At 69.8% G+C, this 17,635-nt stretch carries 18 protein-coding genes, 1 tRNA gene and 2 pseudogenes; 6 read left to right on the forward strand and 15 right to left on the reverse strand.

All coding sequences use genetic code 11. The features are described from left to right. Positions 1 to 191: 191 nt before the first annotated feature. The 3 genes from AB5J49_RS16940 to AB5J49_RS16950 all read right to left on the reverse strand — a co-directional run bounded on the left by AB5J49_RS16940 (position 192) and on the right by AB5J49_RS16950 (position 5,051). Entirely contained in the window at positions 192 to 665 is a 474-nt protein-coding gene (locus AB5J49_RS16940; RefSeq protein ID WP_369169468.1) for a single-stranded DNA-binding protein, read from the reverse strand. A gap of 318 nt (positions 666 to 983) precedes the next feature. Beyond that, a complete protein-coding gene (locus tag AB5J49_RS16945; protein WP_369169469.1) occupies positions 984 to 3,440 on the reverse strand; it encodes a GTP-binding protein in 2,457 nt (818 codons plus the stop codon). Between the two features lie 3 nt (positions 3,441 to 3,443). Further along, the gene (locus tag AB5J49_RS16950; protein ID WP_369169470.1) at positions 3,444 to 5,051 is read right to left on the reverse strand and encodes a dynamin family protein; all 1,608 of its coding nucleotides are present in this window, start codon (positions 5,049 to 5,051) and stop codon (positions 3,444 to 3,446) included. A gap of 321 nt (positions 5,052 to 5,372) precedes the next feature. Here AB5J49_RS16950 and AB5J49_RS16955 point away from each other — a divergent pair. Further along, a tRNA-Arg gene (locus AB5J49_RS16955) sits at positions 5,373 to 5,445 on the forward strand. Positions 5,446 to 5,589: 144 nt separating this feature from the next. Here the strand turns inward: AB5J49_RS16955 and AB5J49_RS16960 are convergent. From AB5J49_RS16960 to AB5J49_RS16970, 3 genes are all read right to left on the reverse strand, one after another. Then, positions 5,590 to 6,189: a hypothetical protein gene (locus AB5J49_RS16960; RefSeq protein ID WP_369169471.1), complete on the reverse strand. Its 600-nt coding sequence runs from the start codon at positions 6,187 to 6,189 to the stop codon at positions 5,590 to 5,592. A 159-nt stretch (positions 6,190 to 6,348) separates the two neighbouring features. Further along, entirely contained in the window at positions 6,349 to 6,645 is a 297-nt protein-coding gene (locus tag AB5J49_RS16965; protein ID WP_369169472.1) for a hypothetical protein, read from the reverse strand. Between the two features lie 421 nt (positions 6,646 to 7,066). After that, a complete protein-coding gene (locus AB5J49_RS16970; protein ID WP_369169473.1) occupies positions 7,067 to 7,348 on the reverse strand; it encodes a hypothetical protein in 282 nt (93 codons plus the stop codon). Between AB5J49_RS16970 and AB5J49_RS16975 the strand changes: the two genes are divergently transcribed. Next, positions 7,340 to 7,759 (forward strand): NUDIX domain-containing protein, encoded by a 420-nt coding sequence (locus tag AB5J49_RS16975; RefSeq protein ID WP_369169474.1) that lies wholly within the window; start codon positions 7,340 to 7,342, stop codon positions 7,757 to 7,759. The two genes, AB5J49_RS16970 and AB5J49_RS16975, sit on opposite strands and share 9 nt — an antisense overlap. Before the next feature lie 8 nt (positions 7,760 to 7,767). Here the strand turns inward: AB5J49_RS16975 and AB5J49_RS16980 are convergent. Together AB5J49_RS16980 and AB5J49_RS16985 are read right to left on the reverse strand one after the other, a co-directional pair. Further along, positions 7,768 to 8,021 (reverse strand): annotated as a pseudogene (locus AB5J49_RS16980) (IS481 family transposase); the annotation flags it as partial. A 390-nt stretch (positions 8,022 to 8,411) separates the two neighbouring features. Further along, positions 8,412 to 8,669, reverse strand: a complete 258-nt coding sequence (locus AB5J49_RS16985) for a hypothetical protein (protein WP_369169475.1) — start codon at positions 8,667 to 8,669, stop codon at positions 8,412 to 8,414. A gap of 407 nt (positions 8,670 to 9,076) precedes the next feature. Between AB5J49_RS16985 and AB5J49_RS16990 the strand changes: the two genes are divergently transcribed. The 3 genes and pseudogenes from AB5J49_RS16990 to AB5J49_RS17000 all read left to right on the forward strand — a co-directional run bounded on the left by AB5J49_RS16990 (position 9,077) and on the right by AB5J49_RS17000 (position 10,401). Beyond that, positions 9,077 to 9,379, forward strand: a complete 303-nt coding sequence (locus tag AB5J49_RS16990; RefSeq protein WP_369169476.1) for a hypothetical protein — start codon at positions 9,077 to 9,079, stop codon at positions 9,377 to 9,379. A gap of 263 nt (positions 9,380 to 9,642) precedes the next feature. Continuing rightward, positions 9,643 to 9,829 (forward strand): annotated as a pseudogene (locus AB5J49_RS16995) (VapC toxin family PIN domain ribonuclease); the annotation flags it as partial. Positions 9,830 to 9,972: 143 nt separating this feature from the next. After that, entirely contained in the window at positions 9,973 to 10,401 is a 429-nt protein-coding gene (locus tag AB5J49_RS17000) for a VOC family protein (protein ID WP_369169477.1), read from the forward strand. A gap of 405 nt (positions 10,402 to 10,806) precedes the next feature. On the opposite strand, the gene AB5J49_RS17005 is transcribed toward AB5J49_RS17000, so the two are convergent. Both AB5J49_RS17005 and AB5J49_RS17010 read right to left on the reverse strand, forming a co-directional pair. Beyond that, complete coding sequence (locus AB5J49_RS17005; protein ID WP_369169478.1) at positions 10,807 to 11,688, reverse strand: SDR family oxidoreductase; 882 nt, start codon at positions 11,686 to 11,688, stop codon at positions 10,807 to 10,809. A 54-nt stretch (positions 11,689 to 11,742) separates the two neighbouring features. Beyond that, a complete protein-coding gene (locus tag AB5J49_RS17010) occupies positions 11,743 to 12,720 on the reverse strand; it encodes an NAD-dependent epimerase/dehydratase family protein (RefSeq protein ID WP_369169479.1) in 978 nt (325 codons plus the stop codon). A gap of 325 nt (positions 12,721 to 13,045) precedes the next feature. On the opposite strand from AB5J49_RS17010, the gene AB5J49_RS17015 reads away from it, so the two are divergent. Beyond that, on the forward strand, positions 13,046 to 14,005 hold the full coding sequence (locus AB5J49_RS17015; RefSeq protein WP_369169480.1) for a D-2-hydroxyacid dehydrogenase family protein: 960 nt from the start codon (positions 13,046 to 13,048) through the stop codon (positions 14,003 to 14,005). Positions 14,006 to 14,047: 42 nt separating this feature from the next. On the opposite strand, the gene AB5J49_RS17020 is transcribed toward AB5J49_RS17015, so the two are convergent. The 5 genes from AB5J49_RS17020 to AB5J49_RS17040 form a co-directional block, all read right to left on the reverse strand. After that, on the reverse strand, positions 14,048 to 14,644 hold the full coding sequence (locus AB5J49_RS17020; protein WP_369169481.1) for a DUF2087 domain-containing protein: 597 nt from the start codon (positions 14,642 to 14,644) through the stop codon (positions 14,048 to 14,050). A gap of 106 nt (positions 14,645 to 14,750) precedes the next feature. After that, on the reverse strand, positions 14,751 to 15,611 hold the full coding sequence (locus AB5J49_RS17025) for a tyrosinase family protein (RefSeq protein WP_369169482.1): 861 nt from the start codon (positions 15,609 to 15,611) through the stop codon (positions 14,751 to 14,753). Beyond that, positions 15,595 to 16,092: a tyrosinase cofactor gene (locus AB5J49_RS17030; protein ID WP_369169483.1), complete on the reverse strand. Its 498-nt coding sequence runs from the start codon at positions 16,090 to 16,092 to the stop codon at positions 15,595 to 15,597. The genes AB5J49_RS17025 and AB5J49_RS17030 overlap by 17 nt, the downstream gene beginning before the upstream one ends. A gap of 101 nt (positions 16,093 to 16,193) precedes the next feature. Then, positions 16,194 to 16,805 (reverse strand): vitamin K epoxide reductase family protein, encoded by a 612-nt coding sequence (locus AB5J49_RS17035; protein ID WP_369169484.1) that lies wholly within the window; start codon positions 16,803 to 16,805, stop codon positions 16,194 to 16,196. After that, the gene (locus AB5J49_RS17040) at positions 16,799 to 17,536 is read right to left on the reverse strand and encodes a beta-glucanase (protein WP_369169485.1); all 738 of its coding nucleotides are present in this window, start codon (positions 17,534 to 17,536) and stop codon (positions 16,799 to 16,801) included. Before AB5J49_RS17040 ends, AB5J49_RS17035 begins: the two co-directional genes overlap by 7 nt. Between the last annotated feature and the right edge of the window lie 99 nt (positions 17,537 to 17,635).

The following is a 17,635-nucleotide window of genomic DNA, read 5'->3' on the forward strand; positions in this document are numbered from 1 at the left end:
GCATCCTAAGGACGCGCCGCACCACGCTTCCCTGTGATCCCGTCGGAGGGCCGATCCGACTCGGAATCGTTATCGCCAAGATCCGTTGCGAGCAGGGCTTATCGACAAATCCACCGGGGTTGTTCGGAACGCATTCGTCGATAAGCCGCAGTTCGGTCAGCTCCGGCGCCGTCGGCCGCGAGTGACTGACGTCACGTCACCGCCGCTGGTTCCGGGGCCTGTTGGGATTCGCCCTCCGCCGGTTGCGATTCCCAGTTGGGCTCGGGGCGGTCCGCCGCGTCCGGTGCTGCGGTGACTCCCGCCTCCGCCCTCGGGGTGCGCCGGAAGGCCGAGGTGCCACGGGCGAGGTCGTGCCCGATCGCCACCGCGTCGATGTCGGCCGAGGTCCAGCTCTGCCCCTCGCGCACGTCCGAACGCACCTTCAACCGGCCCTGCACCACGACGGGATCGCCCACGTTCAGCGACGCGGCCGCGTTCGTGGCGAGTTGCCGATTGGCCCACACGGTGAAGAAGTTGGTGTGCCCGTCGGTCCACTCGTTCTTCCCGCGGTCCAGATAGCGCGCGGTCACCGCCAGCCGGAAGCGTGCGGACGGTCCCGTCGCCAGTTCCCGGTACACGGGCTGCGTCGCCACGTTGCCCACCGCGCAGATGGTCGTCTCGTTCATCTCGAACCCCTCCCTCACCCGGCCGCTCAAGCCGGGCGGATACGCCTACGGGCCCGTCCCGTACGGCTGCGTCCGACATGACGGCGGCGCGCTGCCGGCACGTCCGGGTACGTCTCTCGCACGTCCCCGGTACGTCCCTGCCACCGCCGTCACCGCGATCGACCGCGTCCGTCGCGATCGCCGCGAAACCAGACTGCCTCCGCCGGGCCGAGCCCGCTGAGCCCTGTGGACCACCGCCGATCTGTGGATATCTCCGCCACCCGAACGAGTGAGCCACGGTCCCTCTGCCCAAGGCCGTCCCGCCCCCGGGCCCTCAGTTCACCTCGCCGCGACCCCCGCCCCCATCACTCGCCCGTACTGCTCCCGGACCTCCCGATAGCGCAGCAGCTCCGCCGCCACCGGATCCAGCACCCGGGCCCGCCCGCACCCGGCCGCCGCTTCCCGCAACCGCCGCTCCGCCTCCAGGCCGTACCGCCGTGCCGGCCCGCGTGCCGCGATCCGGCACCCCCACTCGACGAACGGACCGCCGACGATGCCGGCCACCATCAACAGCACCGGCACCCCCAGGTTGGGCGCCATGACTCCGATGATCTGCCCCACCAGCCAGAGCCCGCCGACGACCTGAAGGATCGTCATGGCGGCCTGCACCAGGACCGCCGCCGGCCACCAGCCCGGCCGCGGCGGCCGCCCCGGCGGCAGTCCGGCCCGCGCGGCCAGGTCGTCCAGTGCCTCGGGCAGCCCCTGAGCCCCCCGAACGGCCGCCTCGCGCACCGCCTGTGCCCAGGCCGTGGGCAGCCCGGCCGACGCCTGGTCGGCGACCGTCCGCACCGCCTGTTCGACGCGCTGGCGCGCGGTGGCCTCCTCGTCCGTCTGGCCGCGCAGAGTCAGGCGTCCCGTCGGGGGTTCGCCCCGGTCCTGGTACCAGCGCCACAGCCTCAGCCAGGGCGTCCCGCACGCGCGGTTGGCGTTGCGCAGCCACGCCCGCTCGGCGGCCTCGCCCGCGGCCGTGGCGCCGATCGCGTCCGCAAGCCGGGCGGAGAACTCGTCCCGCGCCTCCTCGCTGAGCCCGGTCCGCCGGCGCGCGGCGTAGACCGGCCGCAGCCGCCACCCGGCGGCGTCCACGTCGGCCGAGATCCGGCGCGCCGCGGCCCCGCGCTCCGCCACGAACTGGCCGAGCGCCTCGCGCAGGTCACCGACGCCGTCCCCGGTGAGCGCGGACAGCGCGAGCACGGTCGCACCCGGTTCGCCGTGCTCGCCCAGCGCGATGCCGTCCTCGTCGAGCAGCCGCCGCAGGTCGTCGAGGACCTGGTCGGTGGCCTCCCCGGGCAGCCGGTCGATCTGGTTGAGGACGACGAACATGATCTCGGCGTGCCCCGCCATGGGCCGCAGATAGCGCTCATGCAGCATGGCGTCGGCGTACTTCTCGGGGTCGACGACCCAGATGACCGCGTCGACGAGCGCCAGGACGCGGTCGACCTGCTCGCGGTGCTGTACGGCCGCCGAGTCGTGGTCGGGCAGGTCGACCAGGACGAGCCCGCGCAGCTGCCCGTCCGCGGTCGCGTTCTGCGCCGGGCGCCGCCGCAGGCGTGGCGGGATACCGAGCCGGTCGATGAGGCCGGCCGCACCGTCGCTCCAACTGCATGCGAGGGGCGCGGCGGTCGTCGGACGCCGTACGCCCGTCTCCGAGATGGTCACTCCGGCGAGCGCGTTGAAGAGCTGCGACTTGCCGCTGCCGGTGGCGCCGGCGATCGCGACGACGGTGTGCTGCCCGGAGAGCCTGCGCCGCGACGCCGCCTCGTCGAGCACCTTGCCCGCCTCGGCGAGCGTCTTGCTGTCGAGCCGGGTGCGGGAGAGCCCGACCAGTTCACGCAGCGCGTCGAGCCGGGACCGTAGCGCCCCGTCGTACGCGAGCGGCGTCACGACCGGCGAGCCGACGGCCCTGGGCTCCACGACGGCGGGCTGCTCGGAGGCGGCGGGCTCATTCACCCGCCGAGCAATGAGCCCGTCGTCCCAGGGGGGCGCGGATTCCGTACTGGCGGGTGAGTCCGTGCGAGAGGTGGGTTCCGTGCGAGAGGTGGGTTCCGTGCGCGAAGGGGACGCCTTGCGGGAGGGAGACTCGTTGCGGGAGGGGGACTCGTTGCGGGAGGAGGACTCGTTGCGGGAGGGGGGCTCCGCGCGGGACGAGGACTCCGTACGCGAAGAAGATTCCTTGCGCGAAGAGGGCTCCGGACGCGAAGAAGACTCCGTACGGGACGAAGGGGACTGCGGACGCGAGGAGGACTCCGTACGGGACGCGGGCGGTTCTGTACGAGACGCGGACTGTGTACGAGAGGAGGCCGGCGTACGACGTGAGGTGTCGCCGCCGTCACGGCCGCCGCCCTCTCGGCCGCCGGCCTGGGAGCGGCCCCCGCGCGCGTCGGTGTCGGCGTCCCCCACGCGCGCGTGGTCGTCGTTCGGCCGTCCCTCCCGCTTCGCGGGCTCTCTCCAGGGAGCGCGCTTGTCCGACTCCTCGGCCGCAGCAGGGCTCTCGCCGCCGGGGTCTCCCTTCGCGCGGCCCTCTGCGGGGAGGGCGCTTTCGGAAGGCTTCTCCGCACCGCAGGCGTCCGCCGCGTCGCGCGCGCCCGCGGCATCGGGAGCGCCCTCTGCGGAGACGCTCACAGGGACGTCCCTGTGGACGTCCGCAGGGGTGCCGGCTTCGCGTTCGTCGTCCATGGTGAGGCCGCCCTCCCGCTGATCGGCGTGCTCCGTGTGGTCCTGGTCAGTGACGGCAGTCACCGGTCACCTCTCCTTCAGCAGTACGGACAGCGCGGCGATGAGTTCGGCCTGGGGGTCCGGATGGATCTCCAGGGCGTCGAGCGGGGCGAGCCGGCGCTCGCGTTCGTTGTGCATGACCCGGTCCAGGTGCTCGGCGAGCAGCCGCCCGGCCCGGTCGCGCAGCCGCAGCGCCCCGTGCGCCCCGATCCGCTCGGCGAGCCCCTCCCCCGCGGTCCGCGCCCGGCGGGCGCCCAGCAGCGCGGTGGCGACAAGGGCGGTGACGACCTCGGAATCGGGGACGACGCTGCGGTCGTGGACGCTCACCTCGTCCTCGGCGTACTCCTCGAGCTCCCGCCGCCAGCGCCGTACGGCCAGCCCGATGCGGTGCTCGACACTCCCCGGCCTCGGGTCACGGCCCGTCAGCTCGGTGGCTGCGGCGGCCGGTTCGCGCCGCCAGGCGTCGTCGACCCGCTCGTCGGCGGCGGTGACGGCGCACAGCAGGAGGGTGCTCAGGCTGTCCACCAGCGAGTCGAGGAGCTCCCCGGCGGAGCAGTCGAGCGGGAAGGCGCGCCAGCGCTTGAGGGCGTCGCCGGCGAGTACGGCGCCGGCCTGCAGGCGGCTCCGCACGCGCGCGTACTCGCTGTCGTACGCGCTGTCCACGGCGGCCGTGAGCCGCAGCGCGGCCGCGTACTGGGCAGCGGCGGCACTGGCGAGCTCGGGCATACGGGCCTTGAGGGAGTCGAGAAGCCCGTGTGCCGTACGGGCTACGACGTGCTCCCGGGCCGCCGGATCCTGGGCCTGCTGGACCAGCCAGGTGCGCAGCGCCGCCACGGCACTGGCCGGCAGCAGTCCGCCGCCCCAGGCCGACTCGGGCAGCTCGGGCACGGTGAAGCGGGGTACCTCGCCGAGGCCGGCCTTGGTGAGGAGCGCCCCGTACTGCCGCGACACCTCGGACACGACCTGATGGGGAACCCTGTCGAGAACGGTCACCAGGGTGGCGTCGTACTCCTTGGCGGTGCGCAACAGGTGCCAGGGGACGGCGTCGGCGTACCGCGCGGCCGTGGTGACCATGACCCAGATGTCGGCGGCGCAGATCAGTTCGGCGGCGAGGGCGCGGTTGTCGGCGAGTAGAGAGTCGATGTCGGGTGCGTCGAGGAGGGCGAGCCCGACGGGCAGCGTGTCGGCGGTCTCGACGCGCAGTACGCGCGCGCCGTCTTCGCCCGGCAGCATCAGTTCGTCCGCCGGATCGTGCTCGGGCACCCACACACGTGTGAGCTCGGGCAGTACGCGCATCCCGCTGAACCAATGATGGTCTTCCGGATGGCAGACCAGCACAGGGTTTCGCGTCGTCGGCCGCAGCACGCCCGCCTCGGTCACCCGTCTTCCCACGATGGAGTTGACGAGCGTCGACTTCCCGGCCCCGGTGGATCCTCCCACCACGGCCAGCAAGGGCGCTTCGGGCTCTCTCAGCCGGGGCACCAAATAGTCGTCGAGCTGCGCGAGGAGTTCGTCGCGGTTGGCACGCGCGCGTGGAGCCCCCGCCAAGGGCAGCGGGAAGCGTGCGGCAGCGACACGGTCGCGCAGGGCGGAGAGTGCGTCGAGCAGCTGAGGCCGTACGTCCAAGGTCACCACATGCGAAGAATGCCCAATTTTAGGGGAATTCTGAAGCATATGAGCATGTCTGCGCGCCGACGGGACACAAGGGACGCAAGGGGCGACTAGGACACAGGCACAGTCCAGGCATAACGAGTGCACAACACCCGGGGCGTAAGAGCCCAAAAGCGGTGCACGATTCGCACCTGCCTGCGATTATCAGGACCGCTTCACCGAACCTCCACATCGAGCCACGGAGGCGAAGCAACCGGGACATGGACGCGGGAGCCCTATCCTTGTCCCCGGCATCGTCACGGACCAGCCCACACCCGGGCACCACGACCGAGGCCACCACAACCGGCCCCCGTAGCTCAGTGGATAGAGCAGGCGCCTTCTAAGCGCTTGGCCGCAGGTTCGAGTCCTGCCGGGGGCGCACACACCCTCTCCCTGCGGAAACGCGTGAGGGGTTCTTTGACGTCCGGACGCACATCGCTGTGAGAGCAAGCGCCTTGACTGGCCGCGATCGTGGATACATACCCCGAGGTCGGGGTTGCAGTTCGCGCCGACGGATGCCGGGCTACCGCTCCTCGTCCAGCACCTGGGCAGCCGCGCGTGGGTCCATGAGGTTGGACCACGCCCGTTCGGCTGGGAGCAGGTCCCGCTCAGGCAGGGCGTACTCCGGATACCAGCCCTCAGCCTCGCAGCCGGGTACGTTGCGCAGGATCAGCACGGTCAGGTTCTGCGGTACGGAGCCAGTGATCCGGACGGCGAGGTAGGTCTCGTGGCCCTCGTCCGCACGCACCTGGAGGCCAAGGGCGAAGGTGTCGAATTCGCGTGTGTGCTCACGGCCGTCACGCAGCGTGGCGTGCGCCAGGTCCAGCAGAGTCGCCCGCAGGCGGCGCACGAAGCGGACCCCGGCCTCGGCGCGGTACCGGACATGGTCCTCGCGTGCGGGCAGGAGGTAAGCGGTGTGTGTCGCGGTCTTCAGCCCGTCGGAATGTTCCGCGTTGTAGTGAGCCCGAGCGGCGCGGCCGTTGGCCTCCAGAGCTGCATAGAAGTCATCGCCCGAGCCGTCCTCGCGCCGACCCGCCGCGACCAGCCACGACAGGTCGGCGTCCAGCCATATCGCGCCGCGCCATCGCTGCACCTTGACCTTGAAAAGCACCTGGTCGTCCACGGATCGGATGCGTTCGTGCTTGCCGTCCTCGTCCGCGAACTACTCGGACGCCTTGGCCAGCACCGGGTGGTCGATCTCGTCCAGCGGCACCGTGAGCGGCGGCACCGCGAGGCACAAATCCTCGCGTAAACAGCGCAGCGTCGGGCGGGCCGGGTCCGTTCATTCCTCGATCCCCCCGACCGCGTCGATCTCCTCCGCGGTCAGCCCGGTCAACAGCATCACATCCGCTTTCAGCGAGCCATCCAGCACACTGAGCGCCTCCACCATGCCGGACCGCAGATCCTCACGGCGCTGCTCCAGATACACCCGAACCGCCTCGGCCACCAGGTCCTTCTTCGTCAGCCCCAGGAAATGAGCGCCCTGGCTGATCAATTTGTCCGTCGCCGGGTCCACCTTCAGCGGGGACTGGCGTACCGACTTCGCCGCCGTCGTCATCGTCAACACCTCCGCTGCCATGGTACCTAAATACCTCACGGTGTCGTTGCTCCGGCGTCACCGCTGTCGAACGCCCAGACTCCGGCCGACGGCACGCCCCTTCGCTACCCGAGACGACCATCGAGCAGACATCCCGGAATCGACAGCAAGCGCTTTGACGATTTTCGTTCGTGGGCGACCTGCGAACACGCAGGTGAGCACATCGCTTAGGCCTGCGCACCTTCTAAGCGCTTGGCCGCAGGTTCGAGTCCTGTCGGGGCGCCTGCCTCGGCCCTCCCCTTCGGGAGGGCTTTTCACTGGTCAGGGCAGGTGCCAGGGCAAACGAAGAAGCCCCGGAAGCCTCCTTGATGATCAAGGGAAGCCTCCGGGGCTGTCCGACTGTCACCGGGTTTTCGCGGGTGGCTGTGTCGAATACGTGTCGAGGTTCTGGGCGGCCGAGGGGTCAGCCAGCGGACGACCGCTCGGGAAGAGCTCCGGCAGCTTCGGGCCGCCTCTTCAGGTCGGGCAGCTGACCTTCGACGCATCGGGCATAGGTCGCCAGGAGCACAGCCACGCTGTTCCCTGCCCAGTCGACCACCTGGGCGGGCAGGATCCCGTCGTTCAGCCACTTCGTCAGGCGCGTGTCGCTGTTGCCGTAGACGCGCCGTCCGGCGGGCGACTCGAAGACATGCGGAGCCAGGCCGGCCATACGCGCGCCGCGCCACGCCCTACGGTAGTGCGGCACGGAAGTCGCCTCCTGGCGATCCGCCAGGCAAACAACGGCACTTGGGAGCTCCCAGGCGGCGTCCTCGAACTCGACGAGACCCCCGAGGCCGGCGTGGCCCGCGGGGTCCTGGAAGAGACGGTTATCCACCTCGAGGTGGACGAACTGACGGGCGTCTACAAGAACCTGATCCGAGGCATCGTGGCCCTGGTCTTCCGATACAAGCCCTCCGGCGGCACCGAACGCACCTCAAGCGAGTCCACGGCCGTCTCCCGGCTAACACCCGACAAGGTCAGCGAGCGCATGTCCGAGGCCTTCACAGTCAGGCTCTTGGACGGCAACGGCCGGCACGTACGCAGCCACGACGGCAAGCACCTCATCCCTGTCGAGTCTCAGTTGATGGTTGACGGGTTGGCGTCGGGTGATGCTTGACGTCTGCCCTAGACGATCTTCCGGCGGTTGTGTTCGCCGGACTTGCGGCCCACCACCTCCTTCCTCGTGACGCGGGGGACGGTGGTGATCAGCTCGGTTCCCTGGAAGATCGGATGGTGTCCTCGCTCAGGTGGACGGTGACGACCTGGCGGGCATGGCCGCGGCCGAGCTGGATGCACTGTCCGGCGACCACGAAGCCGCCGGTGCTGCTGACGGTGCGCTCGGCGACCTGCTCACCGGGCGGCGGCAGCAGCGGTGACGGTCGGTCGCCACCGGCAGCGGCCAAAGCCAGCACCGGGCCATGGGGGACAGGGGATTGCCGCATCGCCGGCCAAAGACGCTTTGTGTTACCGAAGAGGCCGGATCGCAGCGGCGGTTCCCCGCGGGCTACCTCGCTACCGTGGTCGTTGCCCCGTGGCTGGGGCGGTCGGCTCCGCGACTTTAGCCAGCCACTTTGGCGCGAGCCTCGAAGGTCATGGCCCCAACAACGCGCTTTAACGGGCAGGTCCACAGACTGCCCGGCGCGCCGGAATGTTACGGGTGTTGCGGGGCCGTGATCACTCGCGCCAAAGCAGCTCCCGGCCAAATTCGTTCCGCCGACCGCGCGCATCTGTGCTGGCTCTGCGCCTCACGCCACTCTTGGTGGTTAGTTCTAAAAGCGCTGAATGCGGTAAGGGCCGTACTGTTCTGCTGTCCTATACGCGCACCATTGCGCCGATTTCGGACCGGCGTCCACAACGAGTCGGACGCCAACCACTCCCTCGGCATCGACTTTCTCTGCCGCCTTTGCCAAATCGGCAAAGGCATCCTCGTAAGAGTGGCCCTTTGCGTGGATAAGCCACGCTTTCTTGACTGGCCTGTCATCGTTCGCGTTTTCGGCGGTGGTCACCATCGCCACCATGATCAGCATCCCGTTGAAATCGATGCCTATCGTCCCTCACGACCAGTCTCGGCCGAGACGGGCTCGGTTGCATTCTGCGTGATGCCCTCTTTCCTGAAGGACTCTCCAGAGCAGTAGCAGTACAGCAGAGAAATACAGCAACCCTGGCAGCCACAGGTGACCGTTCGACGCCGCTAGTATCACCGTGACCAGACCAGCAGACCTCAGCGACCGCCCCGCCCGCAGTTCGCCCCGAGGTGAGTCCCCAGCCTCTCCACACCACCCGCGCGGACATGCACATGGCGACGGCGGGAGTACGGGAAGCGCTTGACCTCGGGCCACAGCACTTGACATGCGAGCAACATTTGGGCGAGTTAGCATGAGATTACGCCCCCGACCAGTTAATTACTGCTCAAGCGGGAAGGCGGAGTCACACCATGTACATGATGCGCGAGGTCTACCAAGCTGAACGCGGGAAAGCGCCGGAGATCGTGGCGGCGTTCAAGACCCTCACCAAGGTGTTCGAAGAGGCCGGGTACACGAACCGGCGAATCTACGTCGATTATGCCGGCCCCATGGATACGGTCGTCTGCCAATGGGAATTCGATAGCCTCGACCAGTACTTCACCTTGGAGCGATCGTTCTTCGTGAATCCAGACGAGAACGCGCAGTCACTGATCGACACGTTTAACAACAACGCAGCATCCGGCTACAAGGAGATCTACGAGGTCATCCAGTAGCGGATCACCTGAGCGACAGAAGGCACCGTCATCCGGCTGCCACGCCGTGGACTATCTGTGGACAGAGAAGCACTCAGCGCTACGGCATGGGCCCCATGACCTGGCAAGAACCCTCAAGAGCCAAGGGGCCTCCGGAGTCGTGTGTCGATGCGTCAACGCCACGTCCTACGCATCACTGTTGCTCTCACGCTGGGCCTGTCGACGCCGCTCCTCCTCTTGCGCCGCCCGAGTCAGGCGCCATTCCTCCTCACGCGCCTCCACCCCTCGCGGAAGTCTCCGCAGGCCCCCACCAGGGTGCGCGGCGGCGAGCAGAGGGACTACGACGAACACGCCGAGCGGGCCCGCCGCATGGACGTCCTGCAGCACGCCGAAAACGAATTCGACCCCATCCCCTTCGACGTGGAGGCGGCCCGCATCTACGGCAGAATCTGCTGTAGTACCCCGTCCGCCCCGCCCTGCGCCGGAAGTCACGGTGGTTCCGCTCCCGGTCGCGGACACAACCCCCGTCGCCAACTCACCTCACGCGAGACCTCTATCCGCACGGGGATGGCACCCGGAGCCTCGGTGCCGGCACGCGCTCATACAGTGTCCCGATGACGCCGATCAAGAAGTTCCAAGTCACCTTCGACTGCGCAGAACCTGAGCGGCTCGCTCGTTTCTGGTGCGAGGTGCTGGGGTACGTCATACCGCCGCCACCGGCGGGGTTTGCCACGTGGGACGATTTCAAGCGCTCGCAGCCACCTGAGGAGCGGGATTCCTGGTTCGCCTGCGTCGATCCCTCAGGTGTGGGCCTGCGGCTGTACTTCCAGCGTGTCCTCGAGGGGAAGGCCGCCAAGAACCGGGTGCATCTTGATTTGCGGGTCGGCACCGGACTCGTGGGGGAAGAGCGCCTCGCCGCGCTCGAGGCGGAATGCGCACGACTGGTCGCGCTCGGTGCGGTGCACGTGCGCACGCTGTACGACGGCAATGATTCGTGCATCCCGATGCTGGACATCGAGGGCAACGAGTTCTGCATCGACTGAGACGCAGCGAACGTGCCTTCACCCTGTTCCCATTAGCCAGGGCGAAGGCACGAGGGGCGGTCATCAGCCAAAGGTCCCCCGGAAATGACAGCAAGCGCTTTGACGGCATTCGTTTCCGGGCTATCCGGATCCGGCAGTCACGGACTTCCTCCGGGTAGCTGCGGTGAATACGCGGAAGTTCTCGGCTGCCAGGAGCAGCTGGCCTCTGGCGGCTTCCACCCTTTGCGCCCGCTCGCTCAATACCGTTGGTGATCATCAACGGCGCGGATTCGCGGAGAACCCCACCCTGGCTGGGCCGTCGGCTCGAGGCCCGCCAAGTGCAGCCCGTCGCGGCCACGAACACGACGGCGCACAGCTACGTCCCGGCCCCGTCAGCCCGGCCGCTCCCCGACGTCCGGGGCGCCGTCACAAGTCGGTGCCCCCGCTGACGTCAAGGTACTGACCGGTGACCCAGCGGGAGTCGTCGGAGGCGAGGAAAGCCACCACGTCCGCCACGTCCGAGGGCCTGCCGATCCGGTCGAAGACGGACCGTGCGGCCAGGGCGGCCCGCGCCTCGGGCGTCGTCCTGCGGCGGGCGTTCATGTCCGTCTCGATGAACCCCGGCCCGACCGTGTTGACGGTGATGCCCCGACCGCCGAGCTCCTTCGCCAGGCACAGGGTCATCGTGTCCAGCGCGCCCTTGGACATGGCGTACGCGACGGACTCGGGGAAGGCCCGCCGTGAGGCGAGCGAGGAGATGTTGATGACGCGCCCACCGTCCCGCATCCGCGGCAGCGCGCCCTGCACGAGGAAGAACGGCGCCTTGGCATTGACGGCGATCATGCGGTCGAAGACCTCGGGTACCGCCTGACCCACCGGCCCCGAACCGCTCACCCCCGCGTTGTTCACCAGGATGTCGAGCGAGCCCCAGACCTCGGCGCTCGCAAAGTCTCCCTCGCCGCCCTCGCCGCCCTCGCCGCCCTCGCCTCCCTCGCCTCCCTCGCCTCCCTCACCTCGTTCTCCTCCCTCGCCTCCCTCCCCTCGCTCCGCGCGCAGCCCGGCGTCGAAGGCCGCGAAGACGGCGTCGGCATCGCCCGGCACCCCGAGTACCGCCTCGACCGGGAAGGCGCGCCCGCCGTTCTTGCGTATCTCCGCCACGACCTCCTGGGCGGCGGCCGCGCTGTGGCCGTAATGGACGCCGACGAGGGCCCCGTCATGGGCCAGCCGCCCGGCGATGGCTCTGCCGATGCCCCGGCCGGCCCCGGTGACCAGTGCGATCTTGCCCGTCAGTGCGCGTTGGGTATCCACGAAGACCTCGTGTATCGAAGGATGAAAGAGGAAAGAGGAAAGACAGCGTGCCCGTCAGCGGTCCACGAACTCCCGGTACCACGACGCGTGTTCGGCAAGGCTCTGCGCGAACCCCGCTCCTGGACCGGTACCGAAACCGGCACCGGCACCGGCACCGAAACCGCCCCAGAACCCGTCGTCCGCGAACCAGTGGTCCGCGGCGAGTATGCCGAGGTGGTGCAGCGCGCGCGGCTTCCCGGCGAGACGGGTCCGGGCCTCGTCGATGTCCACGGGTGCGCCCGGCAGACGCAGGCCGAGCCGGTCGGCCAGCGTGTCCAGCAGTTCCGAACAGGTCACCGGTTCCGGGTGGTTGACGTGATGCGCGCCCGCCAGATCCCGGTCCGACAGCCCGGCGGCGACCACCGCACGCCCCAACGCCCTTACGTCGACGACGGAGTGCCGGGCGGTGCAGTCCTTCAGGCTGGCCGACAGCAGCCCCAGCAGGCCGGCCATTCCCGGCACCACCCATCGGTCGCCCGCCCCGAGCACGAGGTGCGGGCGCAGCACGACCCCTCCGGCGTCCAGTACATGCCGCTCGGCGGCGGCGCGGGAACGGCTGGTCGGCGAGACCGGTGCGAGCGGCAACTCGCCGGGAAGCGCGCCGGTGAAGGGGCCCCGGCCGTATACGGCCGCCGTACTCACGTAGACGACACGGGTCGCGCCGGCGCGCGTCGCCTCCTCGACGAGGGCGTGGGTGCCGTGGTCGTTGACGGTCCGGGTGAGGCGTTCGTCGTCGCCGATGTGGGAGGCGCAGTGCAGTACGACGTCGACGCCGTCGCAGACGCCCCGCAGGGATGCCGGGTCGGCGAGGTCCGCGCGTACGACCTCCGCCGGGGCACCGGCGCCGGGGCCGCCGCCCGGTGGGGGGCTCCCGGGGTCGCGCAGCAGGAGCCGGATCCGGGACGGCGTCACGGTCTGCGACTCCCGGAGGGCCGCGACGACATGACCTCCGATGAAGCCGCCGGCACCGGTGACGAGTAAGCGTGGTGGCAAGGTGGGTTCCTCCCTGTCGGCCGACGGACCGCCTCGGCCGACGAACCGCGCGCAGCGGTCAACGATCGGTGACGGACCCGCTCCGGGAACAGACCCGCTCGGGGGCAGTCGGGGGCGATGTCGGGTACGCCGGGCTCGTGCACCGTGACCTTCACGGTACTGCGGAGGACCTCGCGCCCGTCCTGCAGCCCCCGCACCCGCACCCGTGCACGTGCCGTGCAGAAGAGTTGGCCCTCCAGCCACGCGACCCGCCGCTCCAGGCGACCGCCCCCCGTCCGCCCCGCTTCCGTACAGTCGTTCCACCTGGCCATGGAAAGGAACCACCGTGCGGCTGCGCTGTGCTGTGCTCGACGACTTCCAGAACGTGGCGACCCAGGTCGCCGACTTCTCGCCCCTCGCGGACGACGTGGAGGTCGTCCCCTTCACGACCCACTTCCCCGGCGAGGACGCCCTCGCCGCGGCCCTCGTCGACTTCGACATCGTCGTCACGCTGCGGGAACGCGTCCCCTTCCCCGCTTCCCTGATCGCCCGTCTCCCGCGGCTGAAGCTGCTGATCGCCTCCGGCATGCGCAACTCGGTCATCGACTACGCCGCCGCCGAGGCGCACGGCGTCACCGTCTGCGGCACGGCAAGCTCCTCGACCCCGCCCGTCGAACTCACCTGGGCCCTGCTGCTCGGCCTGGCCCGCGGGATCGTCGAGGAGAGCAACGCCCTGCGCTCCGGCGGCGCCTGGCAGAACACGGTCGGCGCCGACCTGCACGGCCGCCGCCTCGGGCTGCTCGGCCTGGGCAAGATCGGCAGCCGGGTGGCTCAGGTCGGCCTCGCCTTCGGCATGCACGTCAGCGCCTGGAGCCAGAACCTCACCAAGGAGTACGCGGACGAAGTGGGCGTCCAACTGGCCGTATCCAAGGAGGAGTTGCTCGCCGACAGTGACTTCGTCTCCGTACACCTGGCCCTGAGCGACCGCACCCGAGGCCTGCTCGGCGCCCCCGAGCTCGCCCTGCTCAAGCCGACGGCGTACCTGGTCAACACCTCACGCGCGGCGATCGTCGACCAGGACGCCCTGCTCACCGCCCTGCGCGAGGGGCGCATCGCCGGCGCCGGGGTCGACGTCTTCGACGTTGAGCCTCTCCCCGCCGACCACCCGATGCGCTCGGCCCCCCGCCTGCTCGCCACTCCCCACCTGGGCTATGTCTCGCAGGCCAACTACGCGACGTACTACGGCCAGGCGGTCGAGGACATCCAGGCGTACCTGGCGGGTTCACCGGTACGACGGCTGCCCTGAAGCCGGCCATCCGGCGGCGGTCAGGCAGCGTCCAGGCGGCAGTCAGGCGATGTCGGCGTCCCCGGTGTGCGCGGCCTCGGCCGGCCGCCGGTAGATGCCCTCGCTCCGGCGCAGATGGTGCAGGTCCACCAGATAGCGCCGGAGCGCCACATGGTCGATGTCGTCACTGTCCTCGCACCAGGCGCGCAGCTTCTCGTTGACGGTCCGCTCCGGGTACTCGACGCCCGGCTCGAAGGTCTGCTCGGCGATGTAGCCCAGCACCAGCTTCTTGCGGGTCCACCGCCCGGGCAGCCGGACCAGCCGCCCGTCCCGGACGAAGGTCCGCAGGACCAGGTCGGTCGGCTCGTCCCCGGCGGCGGGGCTCCCGGCGGCCACGGAGTCGTTCTCCCGCTGGGCCGCCTCCCGCGCGTACTCCTTGAACAGGCCGTACGCGACGCTCAGTTCGCCGTCGCCCCCCGCCGTCACCACGCCCTGCTCCCGCAGCCGGAGCAGGGCCACGGCCGTCTCCTTCGGGGACAGCCCCGCCGCCCGGGCGACCTGCTCGCTGCTCCCCGCGCCCAGCGCCACGGCGGCGAAGGCCCGGACCCGGCTCTCCTCGGCGAACAGCCGGACCAGTTGTTCCGTCGGATCGGTAGCCATGTCCGGAGGCTAGTGGACGTGGGCCGCGGAGCTAAGCGATTTTCGGCGGGGTGGGGCGGGGTGAGGCGGGGCTGGACGGGGCGAGGCGGTACGGGGCCGGCAGGCCTCAGACGTAGCGGTAGATCGTGGACATGTCCTCCACCTCGTCCGGAGTCACGTCCCACGGCGGCAGCCGCTCGTGCCGGGCGACGATCCGGCCGTACTGCGCGCTGCTGCGACCGGGCGGCTTCGCCGGCAGGTAGCGGTGTTTGCGGTGGCGCCGCTGCCAGCGTTGCCACTGCATGTCCACGAAGGCGTGGACCAGCCAGAAGACGGGGTCGTTGACGGACGCGCCGCCGAGCATGACGCCCCCGACCCAGCGATGCACCCGGTTGTGGTTGCGCCATACGACCCTGCCGTTGCCCCACCCCTCCATCTTGTTGCGGAAGCCCTTGGTGACCGTCGAGTCCCATGGGGCGACGTCATAGACAGGGTCCTTCAGCGCCCAGTTCAGGTCGTCCCGGGTGGGCAGGTCGATCGGATCGCGGGGGCGGCCCAGGTTCCGGGTGAGGAACTCGACGTTGGTGATGCTCTCCGTAATGGTCCAGTTGCCCGTCCGGTAGGCGAACGGCCCGGTCATCACCTGCCGGTCCACGGGCCGCCCGGTGCCGCCGAGCAGATCGTCGGTCCACGGCACCGAGGTGATCGAACGGTCCCGGGTCCAGTCCCAGTACGGCACCGTCACGGAGGAGTCGACACGCTGCAGGGCACCCTCCAGGTCCAGCACGAACTGACGGTGCCAGGGCAGGAAGGAGGGCGTCATATGGGCGGCGCGCAGGCCTCGGTCGCCGTCGCCGACGAAGTGCTCGATGTGCAGCCGTACGAACTCGTCGTACTCACCACTGCGTTTGATTTCGAGCAGCGCCTCGACGAACCGCCGCCTCTCGGTGCGCGTCAGCTTGCTGACGTTCTTACGCACGTACACCATGCTCCGCCTCCATGTGCAGGTGCCCGCCGTGGAACGGGCCGGGGGCCAGGTCGAGCAGCCGCCTGCGGGGCCCGAGTTCGTCGACGGCCGCGCGGGTCGCCTCCAGCGGGGTCCGGTACCAGCTGTAGTGGTCGAGCATGCTCAGCCAGGTGCCGTCGGCGCGGCGCATCAGGTGCAGCGGGCGGCCGTCCACGGTGACGCGCCATTCGGCGCCGAGGGCGCTGAGGTTCTCGAAGGGAAGCGGGGTGCCCTGGATACGGCGGCCGCGGTAGGTCTCGTCGAAGGGGGTGTCGCTCTCCTGCTGCCCATCCGCGGACTGCGAGGGCCGGGACGCGGCGAGCACCGGCGTGAGCGCCACGGCGGCGGAGGCGAGCAGCATCCGCGCCGCCTCCCGCCGTGTCCGCCGCTCCGGCTCGCCGCTCACCGGGGTGCCCGCCCCCTGTACCGCACCCACCGACACTCCGTCTGCACTGACGGCCATCGCTCACTCCTCGTACGGTTCGGCTGTTCGTACGAGTAACCGTCCAGGACGTCCCACGGTCACCGCCGGAACGCCCATACGGCGGTGTCACCCGGTCGGCCTCAACTCGTCCAGAAGTCCCACCAACGGGTCAGGATCAGCATCCCGACGATCCCGATGTGCAGCAGCGGAAGTACCCAGGTGAACTCCGCGAAGAAGGCCTTCACCGGACCCGGCGCGGGCAGGAAGGCGTTGCGTACGAGGAAGGAGGTGACGTACCAGAACAGCAGGATCGTCGCGAGCCAGGCCAGGCAGCACCACAGGCACAGCGCGTTGATCCGGTACAGGGACTCGAACTGCAGCCAGGAGACGAACCCGATCCCGAAGAGGCATCCGGCCTCGAAGGTCAGCCAGTACCAGCGCGGGAAGGCGGCCCCGGCCAGCAGGCTCATGCCGACGCAGATCACGATGCCGTAGGCCACCAGACCCAGCATCGGGTTGGGGAACCCGAAGGCCTCGGCCTGGTCGCTCTTCATCACGCTGCCGCAGGACACCACCGGGTTCAGGCTGCAGCCCGGGGTGAAGTCCGGGTCCTGAAGCAGCTTGAACTTGTCGAGGGTGATGACCCAGGAGGCCAGCAGTCCGGCTGCCCCGGTGAGCACCAGCAGCAGGGCGAACGCCCGGCCGCCGCCCGCGGACCGCCGCGCGCCCGGGGCCGGGTTCGGGGTCACCACCGCGCTGCCTCGCGGTGGACGCGGAGGTGGTCGACGCCGAAGGTGATCGGGGCCGGGCCGCAGGGCGCGGGATGGTACTCGCCGGCGCACACCGACAGGTTCAGGATCAGATACGCCGACCAGTCGGCACCGACGCCGGAGCCGTCGGAGTGGACGCACGAGCCGTTGACGTACCACTCGACGGAACGCGCGCCGTAGCAGGTGCCGAGGGTCACCCACCTGTCCGGGGCGATCGCGTCCGCGTCGGTGTAGTACGTCGAACCGCAGTTGACCTGGTTGGACAGCTCCAGCAGGTGCGGGTTGTCCGGGTGGTACTCGAAGGTGTCGACCTCGTTCTCGCCGTCCTTCCAGGTCCACAGCGCCGGCCAGGCCCCGGTCCGGGAGGGCAGTTTGACGCGGGTCTCGACGTAGTCGCCGGTCCTCACCCGGAAGCCCTCGTCGGAGTACTCGGTGGTGAGCAGGCCGGTGTGCCAGGCCTGCCGGCCGTTCTCCAGGGTGTGGTCGGACGGTGTGGCGGTGAAGGTGGCCATGCCGCCCGAGACGGTCACGCAGCCGGGGGTGAGCAGGTCGAGCTTGTTGTCGTCCGGGTTGTGATCGCAGTAGCGGTAGGCGCTCGTTCTGTCGCCGACCCATTTGGCGCCCCAGGCGATCGGCGTGCTGAACTCCTCCGACCAGATGAGCGACCTGTCGGCGGTCGCGGTCGGTGTGGACGTGACGCTGTCGGTGGTCATGGCGGCGAGGGTAATTCCTCTTCCGTATCGCGCAGGCAGTCGACCGAGCTGGGCGCACCATACGATCAATCGATTCGCCGACCAGCTGTCAATCTCTCC

It is taken from the genome of Streptomyces sp. R28 (assembly GCF_041052385.1).
Lineage (GTDB): Bacteria > Actinomycetota > Actinomycetes > Streptomycetales > Streptomycetaceae > Streptomyces.

What these genes read in the sequence shown, in the direction of transcription:
- AB5J49_RS17020 (WP_369169481.1), bottom strand. Translation starts at nt 14,644, where the DNA reads ATGGCTACCGATCCGACGGAACAACTGGTCCGGCTGTTCGCCGAGGAG.
- AB5J49_RS16990 (WP_369169476.1), top strand. Translation starts at nt 9,077, where the DNA reads ATGTACATGATGCGCGAGGTCTACCAAGCTGAACGCGGGAAAGCGCCG.
- AB5J49_RS17040 (WP_369169485.1), bottom strand. Translation starts at nt 17,536, where the DNA reads ATGACCACCGACAGCGTCACGTCCACACCGACCGCGACCGCCGACAGG.
- AB5J49_RS17025 (WP_369169482.1), bottom strand. Translation starts at nt 15,611, where the DNA reads ATGGTGTACGTGCGTAAGAACGTCAGCAAGCTGACGCGCACCGAGAGG.
- AB5J49_RS17000 (WP_369169477.1), top strand. Translation starts at nt 9,973, where the DNA reads ATGACGCCGATCAAGAAGTTCCAAGTCACCTTCGACTGCGCAGAACCT.
- AB5J49_RS16940 (WP_369169468.1), bottom strand. Translation starts at nt 665, where the DNA reads ATGAACGAGACGACCATCTGCGCGGTGGGCAACGTGGCGACGCAGCCC.
- AB5J49_RS17030 (WP_369169483.1), bottom strand. Translation starts at nt 16,092, where the DNA reads ATGGCCGTCAGTGCAGACGGAGTGTCGGTGGGTGCGGTACAGGGGGCG.
- AB5J49_RS16965 (WP_369169472.1), bottom strand. Translation starts at nt 6,645, where the DNA reads ATGGCAGCGGAGGTGTTGACGATGACGACGGCGGCGAAGTCGGTACGC.
- AB5J49_RS16985 (WP_369169475.1), bottom strand. Translation starts at nt 8,669, where the DNA reads ATGCTGATCATGGTGGCGATGGTGACCACCGCCGAAAACGCGAACGAT.